Source organism: Comamonas sp. MYb69, from assembly GCF_037479315.1.
In the GTDB taxonomy this organism is placed as follows: domain Bacteria; phylum Pseudomonadota; class Gammaproteobacteria; order Burkholderiales; family Burkholderiaceae_C; genus Comamonas.
In genome coordinates this window covers 44188-59763 of sequence record NZ_JBBGZG010000010.1, presented here as the reverse complement: position 1 = coordinate 59763, position 15576 = coordinate 44188, and the positions used below count along the sequence as shown (strand labels likewise).

The window sequence follows — 15576 nt, the reverse complement described above, 5'->3', positions numbered from 1 at the left end:
CAAGCATGCGACCGCAGCAAGACGCGGCGGCTGAAGCCCGCCGCTTTGGCGCGTCGTTGTGTAGGGAGCTTTATTGTCTTGGCAGGTCTGGCCATCGTCACCACGGATTTACTGGCACTTTTAAACGGCGGCGACATCACTGCGGGGCCAGCGGCAACACCCCCCTCCGCTGCGCTGCACCAGGCAACAACCGCAAGATAAAGCGCGTTTATGCCGCCGCCCGCCTTCAGCACACAAAGCCCCCTGATCAACCCAGCGTGCGGCTCACCGTCCAAATGTCCGGACGCCATGGAACCAGACAACGAGAGACTTGCCGTCCCCAGCCTGCCACAGGTTCACCGCAGCATTGCGGTACCGCAAGGCAGCAGCCGATCGGCCAATGCAAGGCGCATGCTGGCATTTGCCGGGCCCGGTTATTTGGTGGCAGTAGGCTATATGGATCCCGGCAACTGGGCCACCTCGATAGCCGGTGGCTCGCAGTTTGGCTATTCCTTGCTGGCGGTGATCTTCGTATCCAACCTGATGGCGATGCTGTTCCAAGCGGCTGCTGTGCGCCTGGGCCTGGCCAGCGGCCGCGATCTGGCCCAGGCCTGCCGCGAACAGTTTCCGCCGCGCATCAACCTGATGCTCTGGTTCTTTTGCGAGATTGCCATCGTGGCCTGCAACCTGGCCGAGGTGCTGGGCATGGCCATCGGCCTGAACCTGCTGTTTGGCCTGCCACTGATCGTTGGCGTCTGCATCACCGTGGTCGATGTGATGCTGATTCTTGCGCTGCAAAGCCGGGGGTTTCGCGCGCTGGAATCGGTCGTCATCGGGTTGGTGGCCTTGATCGGCATTTGCTTCGGCGCCCAACTGATGTGGCTGCATCCCCCGCTGGCCACCGTGCTAGCCGGGTTCATTCCGCGCTCCGAGATTGTGACCAACCCGGAGATGCTCTACCTGGCCGTCGGCATCGTCGGCGCGACCGTGATGCCGCACAACCTGTACCTGCATTCGGCCATCGTGCAGACGCGTGAACACTGCAAGACTCCGGAGGGCACGCGCCAGGCGATCCGATTCGCCACGATCGACTCGACCGTCGCATTGGGCTTGGCGCTCTTTGTCAACGCCGCCATCCTGGTCGTGGCAGCTGGTGCTTTTAATCGCCCGGGCACACCTCCCGTGACCGAGCTGTCAGACGCTTACCATTTGCTGTCACCTGTCTTGGGCGTTGGCATTGCCAGCGCCGTGTTTGGCACCGCCCTGCTCGCCTCGGGACTCAGTTCTTCGGTGACGGGCACCCTGGCGGGCCAGATCGTGATGGAAGGCTTTTTACAGATTCGCCTGTCGCCCACGATGCGGGCGCTGCTGACCCGGCTCATCGCCATCGTGCCCGCCGTCATCGCCACCGCCTGGTATGGCAGCGAAGGCGCCACGGCGTTGCTGGTGTTCAGCCAGGTGGTCCTCAGCATGCAGCTGCCCTTTGCCATCGTGCCGCTGCTGATGTTCACCACCCGCCGCAATGCATTGGGCGCGCTGACTTTTGGCAGACCGATGGCCATCCTGTTGTGGAGCTGCGCCATCGTGGTGGTGTCGCTCAACCTGTGGATGCTGCAACGGCTTTTATGGGCATAAGGGCGGAATGAAAGGCAAGGGCCGACTGCAATACTTTCTGCCTCGGTATCAACATGTTGACAATACGTGTTCATCCCCTTAGGCGAGGGTTTTGCAGAGGATCTCTAGCGCCGTAGCAGGCGGGCAGAGCGCCCTCGGGAACCGTAAAACAAGCCGCCCAGCATCAGCAGCGATGCCAGCAAGGTGCTGGCGAAGCTCCAAGCAGGCACTGCCGCTGCTGCTGCCGTCGTCGAACCCGGAACGCTGATGGGTGGGCTGCTAGGCCCGGTGCCCACGTTGGTCTGTGCTGCAACCGTGCAGGTGTAGCTTGTGCCTGCCACCAAACCAGATACAGCGATGGGCGACTGCGTTCCGGTGGCGGTGACGGTGTCACCCCCGCCTACGGGCACGCAACTGGCTTGGTAGCCCGTCACGGTCTCCGTTGGCGTGGATGCCACGGGTGGGAAAGTCAAGGTGACGGTATTGCCTTGCCGGACCGCGCCAACGCTGGTCGGCGGCGTGACATCGGACGAGATGACGCTGATTGCATCGACCCCAAAGAACAGGCTCTGGCGATTGTCCACCTCGGCAAGCCGCAGACGAATGGTGCGTCCTGCATAGGGCGTCACATCCAGCTGAACGCTTTGATACCCGCTAGCGGCAGCGCCACCCGGCCATTGGAAGACATTGGCAAGAACACCAGCGCCCACATCGTTCCAAGCGGCAGCCGGATCCATGATGTCGATACGTGCTTGCTGGTTGGGTACCGTCAGAAAATCCAAGGTGGCGGGTGCTGCAGAAGGAGGCGCTGCGCTTTGCAGGTAGACCTGTGCGCTCAACGTCGCACTTTTACCTGCGGGAATGGCGATGTCCTGGTACAGCGCGTGCGAGCCAGGGCCAGGCTGATCGGACATTGCCGCAAACGTGCCTTGAGGCGGCGCGGCGACAGTGACGGGCGTCAGTGCACTTTGGGTGCCCTGCTGCGCATAAAAGCCCCCCTGCGATCCCGGTTGGGACATGGCTTGCCAGCCCGTAAATACGAGTGAACCCGCGCCTGCATTTTGCTCAAAGCCACCGTTGACCACGAGTTCCGCAGCGCGGGCCAGCGGGGTCAGGGTGCAGGCCAGCATCAGCAGCGCAATGCTGCTGCCAAGCCGGTAGTGTGGATGGCGTGTCATCGCTGATCCTATGCTGCTCAGCGCTCGTAAAGGGTCGCAGTGGGCGTGCTGGGGCTGGCATTGCCTTCCAGGCGGTTGTTGTTATAGGTGGTCACGTTGCCTGCGCTGATGTTGAACGCGGTGGCATTGCCAAACAGCGATGAGTCAGAGAGGTAGAGCTTGCTATTGGCATCGCCCATCGAAATGGCCGCTGTGCGGTTGTTCACGATGTCGGCGCGTTGGACCAGCAACTGGGAGTTAGCGCCGCTCGCTACTTCGATGGCACTCTGGAAGCCTTGAATCTTGGCATGGTCGACCAGAACCTTGGATGCGTGGAGCACTCGAATCCCTGACAAGCCCGTTTCGAGTCCATCAATATTTAAGTGACGCAGAACCACCGTAGCATCAGGATAGGTACCCGAATCGATATCGATGATCATCGCATGGGTGCCGCTGACAAGGACACCAGCTGTGCCTGCTGCCGCCCCATCAATCAAGATAGGTTTGGTGATAGTGACCGCTCCAAAGCCAGCGGGATCCAGGACGTTGATCTCACCCCGTGGGGCAGTTTTAGAAATGGCTCCAGCAAACGTCTTGCAGGGTGCCGTTCTGCTGCAGGGGTTTGCGTCGTCACCCACGCCAGACACCCAGGTCCGCGTTGCCTGTGCAAAAGCCGAAGGCGCCGCTATAGCGCCTGCGAGTGCCACCAGCGATGCGGCCAATAGCGGAGTCCCGCGAAGATGGATCCGGCTCAGATGGATACGCATGGTTGCCTCGTTTGCAAGTGTTGATAGGTTAACGGAATGTAAAACAGAGTCCATCTGTGCAGGCAAGTATTTACCCTTACCCCAAACCGTCAAAGTGGCTGTTCACACCGCAGCCTCACCGATCTCGCTTCTGAAACACTTAGCTCTTCTTCAACGCTCATGCGTGGAGACAATCCGCCGGTATGCATGCCCAGGAGACGAAGCTCTGCGATGGTCGCTCAGTGTGAACACACATTGCAGGTAGGTGCTGGCATCCGCCCATTTGGCACCGTCCGCATGTAGCTCAAACAGATTTCGCGTTACCTCAACAGCTTCGGGCCATCGCTGCTGAGCGTCAGCCGCCATAGCCTCTCGACTGTCGTCATGGTCGTGCAGGGCTCCGTCTTGAGAACCATAGGCATGAAACTCCACGATCCGAGCAGGTGTCGTGAAAGCGGTGCCCTCGCATTGCTCAGCAGTCTGGTGAGGCTCTCGCTCAGCATGGGCTGCGGCAAAGGAGTCTTGAACGGTATGCAAGACCGAGCCAAACGCAATTTCACGGATTTGGGTAATCAGGCCGCTGCCGGCATCCTGGCGCCCCAACAAATACAGATCAGCAATGGTCCATTCGGTGCAACCAAAATGCTGTTTGATCGTAGGATTGTCGATAGTCTTCAGCTGAGTCTGGGGCCCGATCTCCTTGGACGATACCTTCCAGGCAAACTCAAGCCACTCCAAAATCTGAACCCTGGTCGAGACAGGATGAATATCGGCCGCATTGGCCATCCCGTGCAGGAACTGGAGATCACCGAAATGCGACCGGGTCATCAGGTTGCCTTGAATGCTGTTAGCCGTTCTATTGCAGCCCACAATCGATTTGGACTGGGCCTTGCGCTCGGCATCCTTGAACAGGCAATACCAGCACGCAGGCTGGGTAGAAAAACGAATGGTCTGGTTGCGGCAGACATTTTTGCGACCTAGGTAATCGCAGTTGCCTTGTCCTTCCTCAAGCCGAAAAGGAGGCAGGTCGTTCCAGCGCACTCCGTAGATGACATAGGGGGACGCAAACCCGACATCGCGACCACTGCAATAGGTGTCGGAGGCAAGATGGGTTCGCTCGACGGAGCACCACTTACCAAGGTGGGTGATTTCTTCGTGAACCGGAGCCTTGACCAAAACGCCTAACCTGCCTGCGATATCGGCCAGCGTCGAGTTGGATTCATTGGTTAGGCGCTCTTCGTGTCGGGTGCCAAGAGGTCCAATCTGAAAAGCAGCGCTCCACCCCCAAGACAAGGCCAGAGTTCCGAGCGCTATCCACTGCAAAAATACCTTTGAAAAATTCATGCTGTCCCCCCTCGGCGAGCATTATGGAGAGTGCGCGCCGAAGGAAACAAGGGAGGAATTACCGAGATACTCAACCAGCACTTAGCTGCCGCATCCCAAACGGTCATTGAACCCCTCGATACACGGCATCCCGCAGCTCCGCCACAAACCGCCCCGACATGCCCTCGTACAAGGTATTCGTCAGCGCCACCACCGTCAGCCCTCGGGGCCGGTCCACCCACCAGGCATGGCCATAAGCGCCGCCCCAGCGCCAGGTGCCTGGCGATTCAGGCGACTGCGCCAGCGCAGGATCGCGCAGCACCGAGAAACCCAAGCCAAACCCCAAGCCCGGGCCAGCCGCCAGATCTTGGCCCTGGGTTTGGTCGCGAGCCATCTCGGCGATCAGCTGCTCGGGCAGCCAGCCATCTTGGCCAGTGCGCAATGCTTCCAGCAGGCGCAGCACATCATCGGCCGTGCCGACCATGCCGGCGCCGCCGGAGGGAAAGGCGCCTGCATCCAAAGCGCGGGATGGGCTGTAGCGGATGCCCACCGTACCGTCAAAGGGGGCCACTACCTCGCCCTCCTGCAGGCGATGGGACACTAGGCCGCCATTGACATAGGGCGTTGCCAGGCGCTCGGCATCGCGGCAGACAAAGCCGGCATCGGCCATGCCCAGGGGCTGCGTGACCAGCGCTTCCACAGCCAGCGGCAAGCGGGTATTGCACACCGCTTCGACCAGGGCGCCCAGCACATCCACCGCCAAGGAGTAGCCCCAGCCGGTGCCGGGCTCGTAGAGCAGCGGCACGCTGGCGATGCGGCGCAGGTTCTCCTGCAGATCGATGCCGCTGGCATCCATGCCATCGGACACACCGGCTTGGGCATACGGCCCTTGGTCGTCTGCCTCAAAAAAGCGGTAGCCCAGGCCAGCGGTGTGGCTCAGCAACTGGCGCAGGCTGATGCGCGCCTCGCGCCCACCGGGCAAGCGGGGACGGAAGGCCGGCAGCCAGGTGGTGATGGGCTCGTCCAAGCCCAGGCGCCCATCGGCTACCAGCCGCATCACAGCGCCACTGACGACGGGCTTGCTGACGGAGGCCCAGCGAAACAGGGTGTTCTCGGCCATCGCGGTGCGCGCCTCCCGGTCTGCCCAGCCTGCTGCGATGCGGCACAGCGCCTGGCCATGCTGGTAGACCAGCACCACGGCGCCCACCAGGCGCTGCTCGGCCAGAGCCCTATGCAACACCTCGGCAACCGGCGCCCACGGCCCAGTCAAGCCAATAACTCCCTGCTGCACACCACTGCCGGGTGCGCCAGAAACTGACAAATCCATAGCATCGCTACCTTGGTTGAAACACAGCCATTAGCTTAGGCAGCCTGCGATCCCAGAAAAACCAGGATAGAGTTCCATACTTTCAGGACATTGATGTCCGCAATGACACCAGGCCAAACGGGCCGAGAAACGCAGGTGAGAACCCATGGATAGCCTCAACGCATTTACGGTGTTTGTGCAGGTGGCAGAGACGCGCAGCTTTACGGCAGCGGGCCGGTTGCTGGGTATTTCTGCCTCGGCCGTGGGCAAGAGCGTGGCGCGGCTGGAAGACAAGCTGGGCGTGCGCTTGTTCCACCGCAGCACGCGCAGTATTACGCCGACGGCCGAAGGCCTGCTGCTGCTCGAGCGCAGCAGGCGCATCCTGGCGGAGATCGAAGCGGCGCAAACGGAGCTGTCGCAGGCCTCATCGGCACCCCGGGGACGGCTGCGCGTGAGCCTGCCCTTAGTAAGCACCTTGGTGCTGCCGGTGTTGGCCGATTTCATGCGCGACTACCCCGATATCCAGCTCGACCTGGATTTTTCTGACCGCCTGGTGGATGTGGTGGAAGAAGGCTTTGATGCCGTGGTGCGCACGGGCGAGCCTGCCGATTCGCGCCTGGTGGCCCGCAAGCTTGGCCATTTCAAGATGCTGCTGGTGGCGTCGCCAGACTACCTGGCCGCCCACGGCACACCCCAGAAGGTGCAAGACTTGGCCTGCCACCGCTGCATGCATTTCCGCTGGCCCTACAGCGGCAAGCTGGAGGCCTGGCCGCTTCCCGCAGCGGACGATGGCGAGCCCGTCAACCTGCCGGTGTCCATGGTCTGCAACAACATTGAAACCCGCGCTTGCTTTGCGTTGCAGGGGCGCGGCATCGCCTGCCTGCCGGACTTTGCCATCGGCGACGCGCTGGCCGATGGCAGGCTGGTGCAGGTCATGCCCGGGCTGGCCGAGCGCACAGGGGTGTTCCACATTCTGTGGCCTGCAGGCCGGCATGCATCGCCCAAGGTCAGGGCGCTGGTGGACTATCTTTGCGCGCGGATGTTTGCGGCTGCGGATACGAAAACGCTGCCCGGCGGGGCTGGCCAACGGCACGCTTGATCGCTGATGCGCTGCGCGGCCTTGCCCCGATCGCCCTCGCATGCCCATGCCCATGCGCATGCGTTGCGCTGTGCTTATGCGGATACGGAGACAGACGCGTCCTGGCTCTGCAAATAGTCCAGCATCGCACGCAATTTGAGCGGTATGTGCGGCCCCGGGGCATGCAGGGCGTAGGCCATGCGCGGGGCGTAGCTGCCGGCCAACTGCCAGTGGGGCAGCACCTGGACCAGGAGGCCATCCGCCAGATGGCTACGCGCGACAAAATCGGCCATCAGCGCGATGCCAGAGGCAGCGCCGTGCTGCAAGGCATTGAGCAAGCCCTGGCTGCTGGCAATGGTGATGGGGGTGTTCAGCCGCAGCTTGGTGGCAACCGTATTGGGCGCATCGGCTGGCACCAGCTCCACCAGGTTTTGGAAGGGGCCGTAGCCCAGGCTCATGCAAGGGTGGGCAAGCAGATCCTGTGGTTGGGCGATCGCCTGCCGGGATTGCAGATAAGCGGGATGCGCCACCAGGACATAGCCCACGCGCTGCAGCGGCCGGGCCACCATGGCGGGCGGTAGCGCATCGGCCGCAGTGATGCGGATCGCCAGATCCAGCCCTTCGGCGGTCAGGTCGGCCATGGTGTCGCTCATGCTCAGTTGCACCTGCACGTCGGGAAAGCGCGCGCAAAAGCCGGGCAGCAGCGGCGCCAGCCACCAATCGCCAAACACCAAGGGGGCGTTGATGCGCAAGATGCCCTGCGGCTGCTGGCGGTGGGCCGTCGCACGCGATACCGCCTGCTCGGCGCTTTGCAGCATCAGCAGGCAATCGGCATGCACGGCCGCCCCCACCTCGGTCAGCGACAGAGACCGCGTCGTGCGGTGCAGCAGCTTGACGCCCAGTGCCGACTCGAGCCGGCCGACGCTGCGGCTGACAGCGCCGGTGGTGAGGCGCAACTGCCGCGCCGCACCCGCAAAGCTGTGCTGGGCGACAACCTGGACAAAGACCTGCATATCGGCAAGCGGGAGGGTATCGGGGCTCATGGCATCTCAGTGTTGATTTACAGACAATAATAAATTGAATCAAAGCCGTATTGTTTAATGATTGCGCATGCATGACCATCGGAGCCATTGACTCCAGCGAGATACCGCAATGCACTCCCCCAGCGCAGCAGCCATGCCCCAAGCGGCAGCCAACCCCACCCACAGCCGCAGTAGCGGCGGCACCTGGCGCATGGTCGCCGCCATGGTCTTGTCGGGGACGATTGGCCTGGCCGTCATCGAGAGCGGTTTGCCGGTGGAGCGCGTGGTGCTGCTGCGCTGCTTGCTTGGAGCACTGGGCCTGGGGCTGTGGCTATGGTGGCAGCGGGCCTGGGTGCGGCCGGACCGGCGGGCCTGGGCGGCGATGCTGATCGGCGGCCTGGCTTTGGTGGCCAACTGGGTGATGCTGTTCCACGCCTATGCCTATGTGGGGATTGCGATTGCCACGGTGGTCTACCATGTCCAGCCCTTCATGCTGGTGCTGGCCGCCGCCTTAGGGGGCGAGGCCATGGGCGGGCGCAAGCTGCTGTGGATGCTGCTGGCACTGGCGGGCGTGGTGCTGAGCAGTGGGCTGGGCAGCGAGGCCGCTGCCACCATCGCCGCGCAGGCGAGCGCGCCGGTCTGGGGCATTGTGCTGGCGCTGCTGGCCGCCGCCCTCTACACCGTGACGGTGGTCAGCACCCGGCGCGTCCAGGGCATTGCACCGGCGCAAATTGCCATGGTGCAGATGCTGGTGGGAGGCGCTGCACTGGCCCTGTGGTCGGCGCCGATGTTGATGCAGGTCGCGGGGCTCGGCGCCCAGCTGCCATCAGCTAAGACGCTTGTCTGCGTGCTGGTCTTGGGCCTGCTGCACACCGCGCTGATGTACGGGCTGATGTATGGCGCCTTTCAGCGCCTGGGCCCGGCCGCCATTGCGATGCTGAGCTTTATCTACCCGGCAGTGGCCCTGGCCGTGGACTTGCTCTGGTTTGGCGCCCACCCCAGCACGTTCCAATGGTGGGGCATGGGCTTGATTGTGGCGGCGGTACTGGGCTTTCGCTGGCAGGATCTGCGGGGCAGAGAACGATCCATATAGATGCTTGCTTGGGACTGAATCCAGACTCGTCCGATCCGCCGCACTGTCTTCGCCGGCAAGAGGTCAGGCTCGCTCTCAAACGACGCCTTTGGCCCCATCCCCATCCGCTGCCAGCTTACGGAGCAAGAGTTTTGCAGAGACTGGTGGGTACCGCCGGGTCCATATAGTTGGCTGTTCACTCCACCAGCCCCATCGGCAGCCAAGTCTTTTCATCCATGGCTTTTGAGGGTAATCAAGGTCTTTTTGACCTGCCCCCGGTAGGACAGCTCGTCGCCGTCATAGGCTGGCCGCTCCTTCCAGGTCTGGCGGGCTGGCGGTGCGTCTTCCGAGTAGGAGATGCGTTCAGTCTCCAGCCGTGATTTCTGGATATCCGACATCTTGGAGGGCTTGGCCTTTAGGTTGAGTTTCATGACCCGTTGATCCTGTTCAGTGCGGGGGTAGAGAGTCCGTATCGCGGGTATCTCATCGCCCCCGTCTTCATTCCGTAATGAAATAGATTTCGTGCAAGCGCTCTGCCACACGCCGCTCGGCCTGCAGGCGATAGCCTTTCGCTTTCCAGATATCGACCTCTACTGTGGTCTGATTTTTGGCAACCCGCCGCGTGTTTCTGGCGCCCAGTCGGCCCAGATAGATGTCGTAAAACGTCTCCATCCCTACTCCTATAAAAAGGCAAGTGCCGATGCTGGCAGGCGGGCTGAGAATGGGAACATGCAGACCTCCGGCCTCGTGGGGCACACCAGGAAGGATTGCCTCGCCCCACGGTACTCCTTTTAATGACCTTAAACCGCACAACCCCAAAATCTCTTGCGGGCGCGGGCAATCCTACCGTCCGATTCCGTCCTGGCCTGGACGGAGGAGATTGCTTTTCGGCTTGTCGCACTTGGTTTTCTCGCCGCTCCATGCCCGGCAGAAACGGCTGATTGGAAAGCGCTAATCACCGCCGGAAATGCCGAGTTTGGCGGTGCATCTAACAGTGCTGAAAGCAAGAAATGCTGCTATGAGATCTCACCAAACGTCCATGGACTCGCATCTGCGCCCAGCTCCCCCGTAACCAGGCATTCCCTGCCTCCAGCCGTGGCCTGAACGCGGGCTTGCGCAATCCGCTCGCCCTCCTTGGGTGGAATAAAGCGGCACCCGCGGCCATGCCACAGCCCCGGGCTTTGCCGCCATCGCGGGATTATTGAAAATTATTGACCCGCATCAAATGCCACATCAACCGCATCTACCGCGATGCAGGCATTCATCATAAAAATCTCTTATTCTCTGAGAACCGCTTCACCCCTATGGATATTCACTTAATTAAATTCCAGATAGCCATTTGATTGGAATTATCCAAACTAAGATATTCGTTACCGCAGTAATGCAAGAAATATGCATTTTTCTGCTGCGATTCTTTTTGCTTTGCGATATAAGTGGCGTGTCCGCATTTATTTTTGAGGAAATTTATGAGCTTGCTATCCAGAAATATGGCCTACGCCGCGTGTGTAATGGTGGGAGGGCTTGCAGCAGCCCCCGCTTGGGCGGCTGATTGCGTCAGCGGTATCAATACCGCCAATTGCAGCGTACCGGCAGGTTCAAGCTCGGTCGTGATCGAAGTCTGGGGCGCTGGGGGTGGATCGGGAGGCGGTGATGTTGGCATCGATGGCGGTGGTGGGGGTGGCGGTGGCGCCTATTGCAAGGGCAGCTTCAGCTTGGCCGCAGGCGCGGAGCTGACCATCAGCACGGGCACGGGTGGCACTAGCAGCGGCCTCGATGGCACCGCAGGTACAGCATCGACTGTCAGCTGGACGGGCGGCTCCATCAGCGCCGCCGGGGGCGAAGGCGCGACAGGATCGACCGGAGGCGCGGGCGGAGCGGCTTGTAGCGGTGCAGGATTGACCGGTTTCTCTGGCGGCGCAGGCGCAGCGGGCGCCCCTACGCCCTCCGTGGAAGGCGGCGGAGGCGGCGGCTCTGCGGGCTCCGCCGCCGATGGCCAGCCTGGCCTGGGCTATGTTGGCGGCATCGCCGTGGCCGATGGTGGCAGGGGCGGCAATGAAGAAGCCCCTGGCAGCGCGCCCGGCGGCGGCGGCGGCGGCAGCCGCGTGGGCATCGGCTTTGATGGCGGTGCCGGTCAAGTCAAGCTGAGCTTTGTCGCTGCTCCCGTGGCCAGCCCTACTGCCGTATCCACCCTTGGCCAGTGGAGTGTTCTTGCACTGAGCGGGACACTGGCCGTCGCCGGCTTGGCAGGTCTGGGCCGCCGCAAACGCCAGTAAATCCTGGACAGGAGGCAGCGGGCAGCGCGGCGGCTGCCCCTCCTCGCGAGGGAACAGGCGCCGGCTGCCCTGCATCCTCGGTGTGGCGCTCGCCACGCTCTTGAAAAAGAAATTTATCGAGCACCGTAGTGGGCAAGCAACTCAGCGCTCCAGACAAGCCAGTGGAGACGCCAGAATGCTGTCGATGCGCTTCAAGCCTCCGCCCTCGATGGCCTGCGAGGAAGGCGAGGCCATATAAAACACCACTACGGTAGAGAGATGCTCTTCAATATTGACCTGAAAGCGATTCTGATTGCATTTGCCGTGAGTTACGGCGCAGTCACGCTGCTGCTGCAAAACATCACATTTGCGCTACTGGCCGCGTTGTTACCCGATACCGCCCTCTATGGATTCGCCCCACTTTTTCTCCTCGCGCTGTTCCTGCTGTTTACCCCCGTGCTCTCGGGCTATGTCGTGGCCAAGTTGGCTCGCAACCGGCCGCAACTCCATGTGTTGCTGAGCGCGCTGCTGGGTGCCGCGTTGTATGCGATTTTCAGCAAATCTCATTCCCTGGTCTGGGCCTCTATCCCCTTGGTCTTGACCTGGCTGGGCCTCGCCCTCCTGGCCTGGAAGAACAAGCGCCACTAGTTATGCACGCCTCAAGATGGCCTTTTTTTGCCAGAGGCCCCGCGCTCGGCATACACAATGGCCAGCCCCATCACCACCACGCCCACCATCTGCAGCGCTCCCAGTCTGTGGCCAAAATACTGCCAGTCCACCACGATCGCGATTGCCGGGTAGACAAACTGCAGCACCGCAATGCGCCCCGTCGGTAGCCGGGCCATGCCGGTGTAGATCAAGGCATAGGCGGTGGCGGTATGCACCAGGCCCAAGGCAGCAAGCCATGCCCAGGAGGCACCCCAGGCCGGCCAGCCTTGCGTGGCGGGCGCCAGCCACAGCACGGCGCTGCCGATGGCGCATTGCCACCAGGCCAGCACACCGGCCGGCATGACACGCAGGCGCCGTGCGATGACGGTGACCGCTGCAGTCAAAAATGCACCCAGCAAGCACATGCCCACACCCCACCAGTACTGCGGCTGGGCGCCCTGCTGCGATGCGGCCTGCTGCAAAACACCGGTGGCCAGCACCAGCCCGAGCATGGCCAGCGCGACTGCGGCCACCCTGTGCCTGCCCGGCTGCTCGCCCAGGCACAGCGCGCCGAGCAGCAACACCCACATCGGCTGCATATGGAACAGCACCACCGCGACCCCGGCGGATATGCGCTCCATCGCCGCGAAGAACAGCACCCAGCCGAGCACCATCAAGGCGCTGGCCAGCAGCACCCAGCCCGCCGTGCTGCGCGCCAGCCGCAAAGCATGCAGCTGCCGGCGCCACAGCAGCCAGGCCGTCAGCCCCAAAAGCCCGAATGCACAGCGGAACCAGGTCGCCGTCAGCGCCCCGGCCTGGGCCATGTGTACAAAAATGCCGATGCTGCCCAGCAGCGCACTGCCCAGCACAAAGGGCAGCAGGCCGCCGAAGGCCTCGCCTGTCGTGGCAGATGCCGTGCGTGACGATGGGTTCATGTTTGCAGCGGTCATGCGCGCTGGCTGGGGATATTGGCTCATGGCCGCCAGTGTGCTGCGCGGGCAACTTATCGAAAAGCGCATAATTCATGCATCAGCTATTCGTTCATCGAAACACTATGCCAGCAAGCTCGCAAGACCTTCAGATGGATTGGCTCAAATGCTTTGTCGCCGTGGTCGATACCGGATCGCTCTCGGGCGCAGCCGGCGAGGTGCACCGCTCCCAGTCTGCGGTCAGCATGCAGCTCAAAAAACTGGAGGCCGCTGTCGGCCACTGCCTGCTCGAACGCGACAGCCGCAGCCAGCAACTCACCGGCGAAGGCCAGCGGCTGCTGGGCTATGCGCGGCGCATTCTGGATCTGCACAGCGAGGCACAGTTTGCGCTGCAGGGCGATGCACTGAGCGGCAGCGTGCGCCTGGGGGTGCCCGATGACTATGCGGCCAGGTACCTCACGCCCGTGCTCAGGCGCTTTGCCCCCCGCCACAGCGGCGTGGAGATCGTGCTCAGCTGCGAGCAATCGACCGCACTGATCCCCCGTGTGGCAGCTGGCGACCTGGATCTGGCACTGGTGTCGCGCGACCACGCACGCCGGGGCACCCTTCTCTTTCATGAGCCCATGGTCTGGGTCGGCTCCGAGCACTTTGCGCTGTGGCGGCGGGACCCGCTGCCCATCGCGGTGTATGAAGAAGCCAGCCTGGCGCGACGCGGCGCGCTGCACTCGCTGGCCCTGCAAGGGCGCCAGCACCGCGTGGTCTACAACAGCTCCAGCCTGGCCGGGCAGATTGCGGCGGTGGAGAGTGGCCTGGCCGTTGCGGCACTGACCCAGTGCAGCGCCCCGCCCCATCTGCAGGTGCTGGGCAGCAAGCACGGGCTGGGCCCCTTGGCACCGATGGAGGTCGCCGTCTACCGCAGCAAGGAATCACGGCGCTCCAAGGCGGTAGACAGCCTGTACCAGCTGCTGGTGCATACGCTGAGGCAGGCGCAAGGGCCGGGGTAGTCCCAGCCAAGTGCCGTGGCGAGCGATGAATTGGGAATTCATATAAAATTCACGAACTATTCTGAATCACGCAATGCCCAGCACCTCAACGCCGCCATTGAACGATCTGCACCAGGCCATCGAGCGCGCGCTGGCTGCTGGCCCGCGCTCTGGCCAGCAGCTGGTGGAGGCGCTGGGCATCAGCCAGCCAACGCTGTCCCGAGCTATTCGCGAACTATCGGCCCGCGTCACCATGTTCCGCGAGCCGGGCCAGCGCACGCCCCAGTACGCCTTGCTGCGCAAGCTGCCATTGGGGCTCAAGCCGCGCCAGCGCGTGTACCGCTTTCTCTCCAGCGGCCACATCGTTCCCTATGCGGATCTTGAATTTCTCGTGGGTGGCGGCACGCTCGAGCGTGGAGATGCGAGCGCCATTCGTCTCTACGAAGGCCTGCCCCCCTATATGCTGTTTGCTGCGCCATCGGGGTTTCTGGGCCGGCAGCTCGCACAAACGGCAGCCCTGCAGCAGCCCTTCCCCGCCAGCTTGCGCGACTGGAGCGACGACCACCGCATTGCGTTTCTGTTCACCCAAGGGATGAATCTGCCGGGCAACCTGATCTTTGGCGATATCCCTTTGCAGCGGGAAATGGATTTGCTGCGCCAGCCCCGTCCAGAGGCGCAAGACAAGCTCGACGTGTATGTCGCGCTGGCGCAGCAGCTCAAGAACGAATCCTATGGCTCAAGCGCCGGTGGCGAGCAGCCCAAGTTTCTTTGGGTGGCCCAAGACACGGGATCGGTGATCGTCAAGTTCGCGCGCAGCGGCAGCCGCATGGCAGAGCTTTTGCCGCTCGAGCACCTGGCGCTGGCATCACTGGCCAACGTGGGTGTGCCCACTGCCAAGACCCAGCTGCTGGTGCGCGGCGAGTTTGTGTTTTTGGAAGTGCAACGCTTTGACCGCGTTGGCAAGCAAGGGCGCCTGGGCATGCTCTCGGCCGGCGCCGTCGACGACGAGTTCTTTGGTGCGCGCGATACCTGGCCCGAGTTCGCCGCACGCTGCGTGAACGCAAACTACTTCAGCACCCAGCATGCCGAGCATGTGGCCGTGATGGCCGCGTTCAGCGAGCTCATTGGCAATACCGACCGGCATTTCGAGAACATTTCGCTGCTGATTGGCGACGATGGCGAGTACCTGGGCATTGCCCCGGCCTACGACATCCTGCCGATGCGCTACGCCTCCATCGGCGGCGGGCTGGACCCCGAGCTGGTACCGATCGAGCCCAAGGTCAGCACCATTGGCGCCATCCCCAAGGTGTGGAGCCTGGCCGCACGTGCGGCCGATGCCTTCTGGAAAGCGGCGAGCGATACCCAGCTGGCAGCACCGACCTCGGCGGCCATGCGGGCGCTGGCGCTACGCAACCGCGAGGTCGCACGGGCGTTTGCAGCGCCGCTGTTGCCGGGCTAAGGCCCTGG

15 protein-coding genes are annotated in these 15576 nt (G+C 62.6%); 7 read left to right on the top strand and 8 right to left on the bottom strand.

The window, feature by feature from the left end:
- Positions 1–288: 288 nt before the first annotated feature.
- On the top strand, positions 289–1614 hold the full coding sequence (locus WH303_RS14850; RefSeq protein ID WP_339519426.1) for an Nramp family divalent metal transporter: 1326 nt from the start codon (positions 289–291) through the stop codon (positions 1612–1614).
- Positions 1615–1718: 104 nt separating this feature from the next.
- On the opposite strand, the gene WH303_RS14845 is transcribed toward WH303_RS14850, so the two are convergent.
- From WH303_RS14845 to WH303_RS14830, 4 genes are all read right to left on the bottom strand, one after another.
- Entirely contained in the window at positions 1719–2771 is a 1053-nt protein-coding gene (locus tag WH303_RS14845; protein WP_339519425.1) for a fibronectin type III domain-containing protein, read from the bottom strand.
- A 17-nt stretch (positions 2772–2788) separates the two neighbouring features.
- The gene (locus tag WH303_RS14840) at positions 2789–3517 is read right to left on the bottom strand and encodes a right-handed parallel beta-helix repeat-containing protein (RefSeq protein ID WP_339519423.1); all 729 of its coding nucleotides are present in this window, start codon (positions 3515–3517) and stop codon (positions 2789–2791) included.
- 150 nt (positions 3518–3667) lie between these two features.
- Positions 3668–4840, bottom strand: a complete 1173-nt coding sequence (locus WH303_RS14835; RefSeq protein WP_339519421.1) for a hypothetical protein — start codon at positions 4838–4840, stop codon at positions 3668–3670.
- 103 nt (positions 4841–4943) lie between these two features.
- Positions 4944–6146: a serine hydrolase domain-containing protein gene (locus WH303_RS14830; protein ID WP_339519420.1), complete on the bottom strand. Its 1203-nt coding sequence runs from the start codon at positions 6144–6146 to the stop codon at positions 4944–4946.
- 145 nt (positions 6147–6291) lie between these two features.
- Here WH303_RS14830 and WH303_RS14825 point away from each other — a divergent pair, with 145 nt between their 5' ends.
- On the top strand, positions 6292–7224 hold the full coding sequence (locus tag WH303_RS14825; RefSeq protein ID WP_339519419.1) for a LysR family transcriptional regulator: 933 nt from the start codon (positions 6292–6294) through the stop codon (positions 7222–7224).
- A 74-nt stretch (positions 7225–7298) separates the two neighbouring features.
- On the opposite strand, the gene WH303_RS14820 is transcribed toward WH303_RS14825, so the two are convergent.
- Positions 7299–8246 carry a LysR family transcriptional regulator gene (locus WH303_RS14820; protein ID WP_339519418.1) on the bottom strand — a complete coding sequence of 316 codons (948 nt, stop codon included), beginning with the start codon at positions 8244–8246 and terminating at the stop codon, positions 7299–7301.
- A 109-nt stretch (positions 8247–8355) separates the two neighbouring features.
- On the opposite strand from WH303_RS14820, the gene WH303_RS14815 reads away from it, so the two are divergent.
- Positions 8356–9318 (top strand): DMT family transporter, encoded by a 963-nt coding sequence (locus tag WH303_RS14815; RefSeq protein ID WP_339519417.1) that lies wholly within the window; start codon positions 8356–8358, stop codon positions 9316–9318.
- 209 nt (positions 9319–9527) lie between these two features.
- On the opposite strand, the gene WH303_RS14810 is transcribed toward WH303_RS14815, so the two are convergent.
- The gene (locus WH303_RS14810) at positions 9528–9728 is read right to left on the bottom strand and encodes a hypothetical protein (RefSeq protein ID WP_312988968.1); all 201 of its coding nucleotides are present in this window, start codon (positions 9726–9728) and stop codon (positions 9528–9530) included.
- Positions 9729–9795: 67 nt separating this feature from the next.
- Positions 9796–9969 carry a hypothetical protein gene (locus tag WH303_RS14805; RefSeq protein WP_339519415.1) on the bottom strand — a complete coding sequence of 58 codons (174 nt, stop codon included), beginning with the start codon at positions 9967–9969 and terminating at the stop codon, positions 9796–9798.
- Positions 9970–10763: 794 nt separating this feature from the next.
- Between WH303_RS14805 and WH303_RS14800 the strand changes: the two genes are divergently transcribed.
- Together WH303_RS14800 and WH303_RS14795 are read left to right on the top strand one after the other, a co-directional pair.
- Positions 10764–11570: a glycine-rich domain-containing protein gene (locus tag WH303_RS14800; RefSeq protein WP_445228291.1), complete on the top strand. Its 807-nt coding sequence runs from the start codon at positions 10764–10766 to the stop codon at positions 11568–11570.
- 258 nt (positions 11571–11828) lie between these two features.
- Positions 11829–12197 (top strand): hypothetical protein, encoded by a 369-nt coding sequence (locus tag WH303_RS14795; protein ID WP_339519413.1) that lies wholly within the window; start codon positions 11829–11831, stop codon positions 12195–12197.
- An 11-nt stretch (positions 12198–12208) separates the two neighbouring features.
- Here the strand turns inward: WH303_RS14795 and WH303_RS14790 are convergent, their stop codons facing one another.
- On the bottom strand, positions 12209–13147 hold the full coding sequence (locus tag WH303_RS14790; RefSeq protein ID WP_445228290.1) for a DMT family transporter: 939 nt from the start codon (positions 13145–13147) through the stop codon (positions 12209–12211).
- Positions 13148–13278: 131 nt separating this feature from the next.
- Between WH303_RS14790 and WH303_RS14785 the strand changes: the two genes are divergently transcribed.
- Together WH303_RS14785 and WH303_RS14780 are read left to right on the top strand one after the other, a co-directional pair.
- Positions 13279–14130 carry a LysR family transcriptional regulator gene (locus WH303_RS14785; RefSeq protein WP_339519411.1) on the top strand — a complete coding sequence of 284 codons (852 nt, stop codon included), beginning with the start codon at positions 13279–13281 and terminating at the stop codon, positions 14128–14130.
- Between the two features lie 73 nt (positions 14131–14203).
- Positions 14204–15568 carry a HipA domain-containing protein gene (locus WH303_RS14780; RefSeq protein WP_339519410.1) on the top strand — a complete coding sequence of 455 codons (1365 nt, stop codon included), beginning with the start codon at positions 14204–14206 and terminating at the stop codon, positions 15566–15568.
- Positions 15569–15576: the final 8 nt, after the last annotated feature.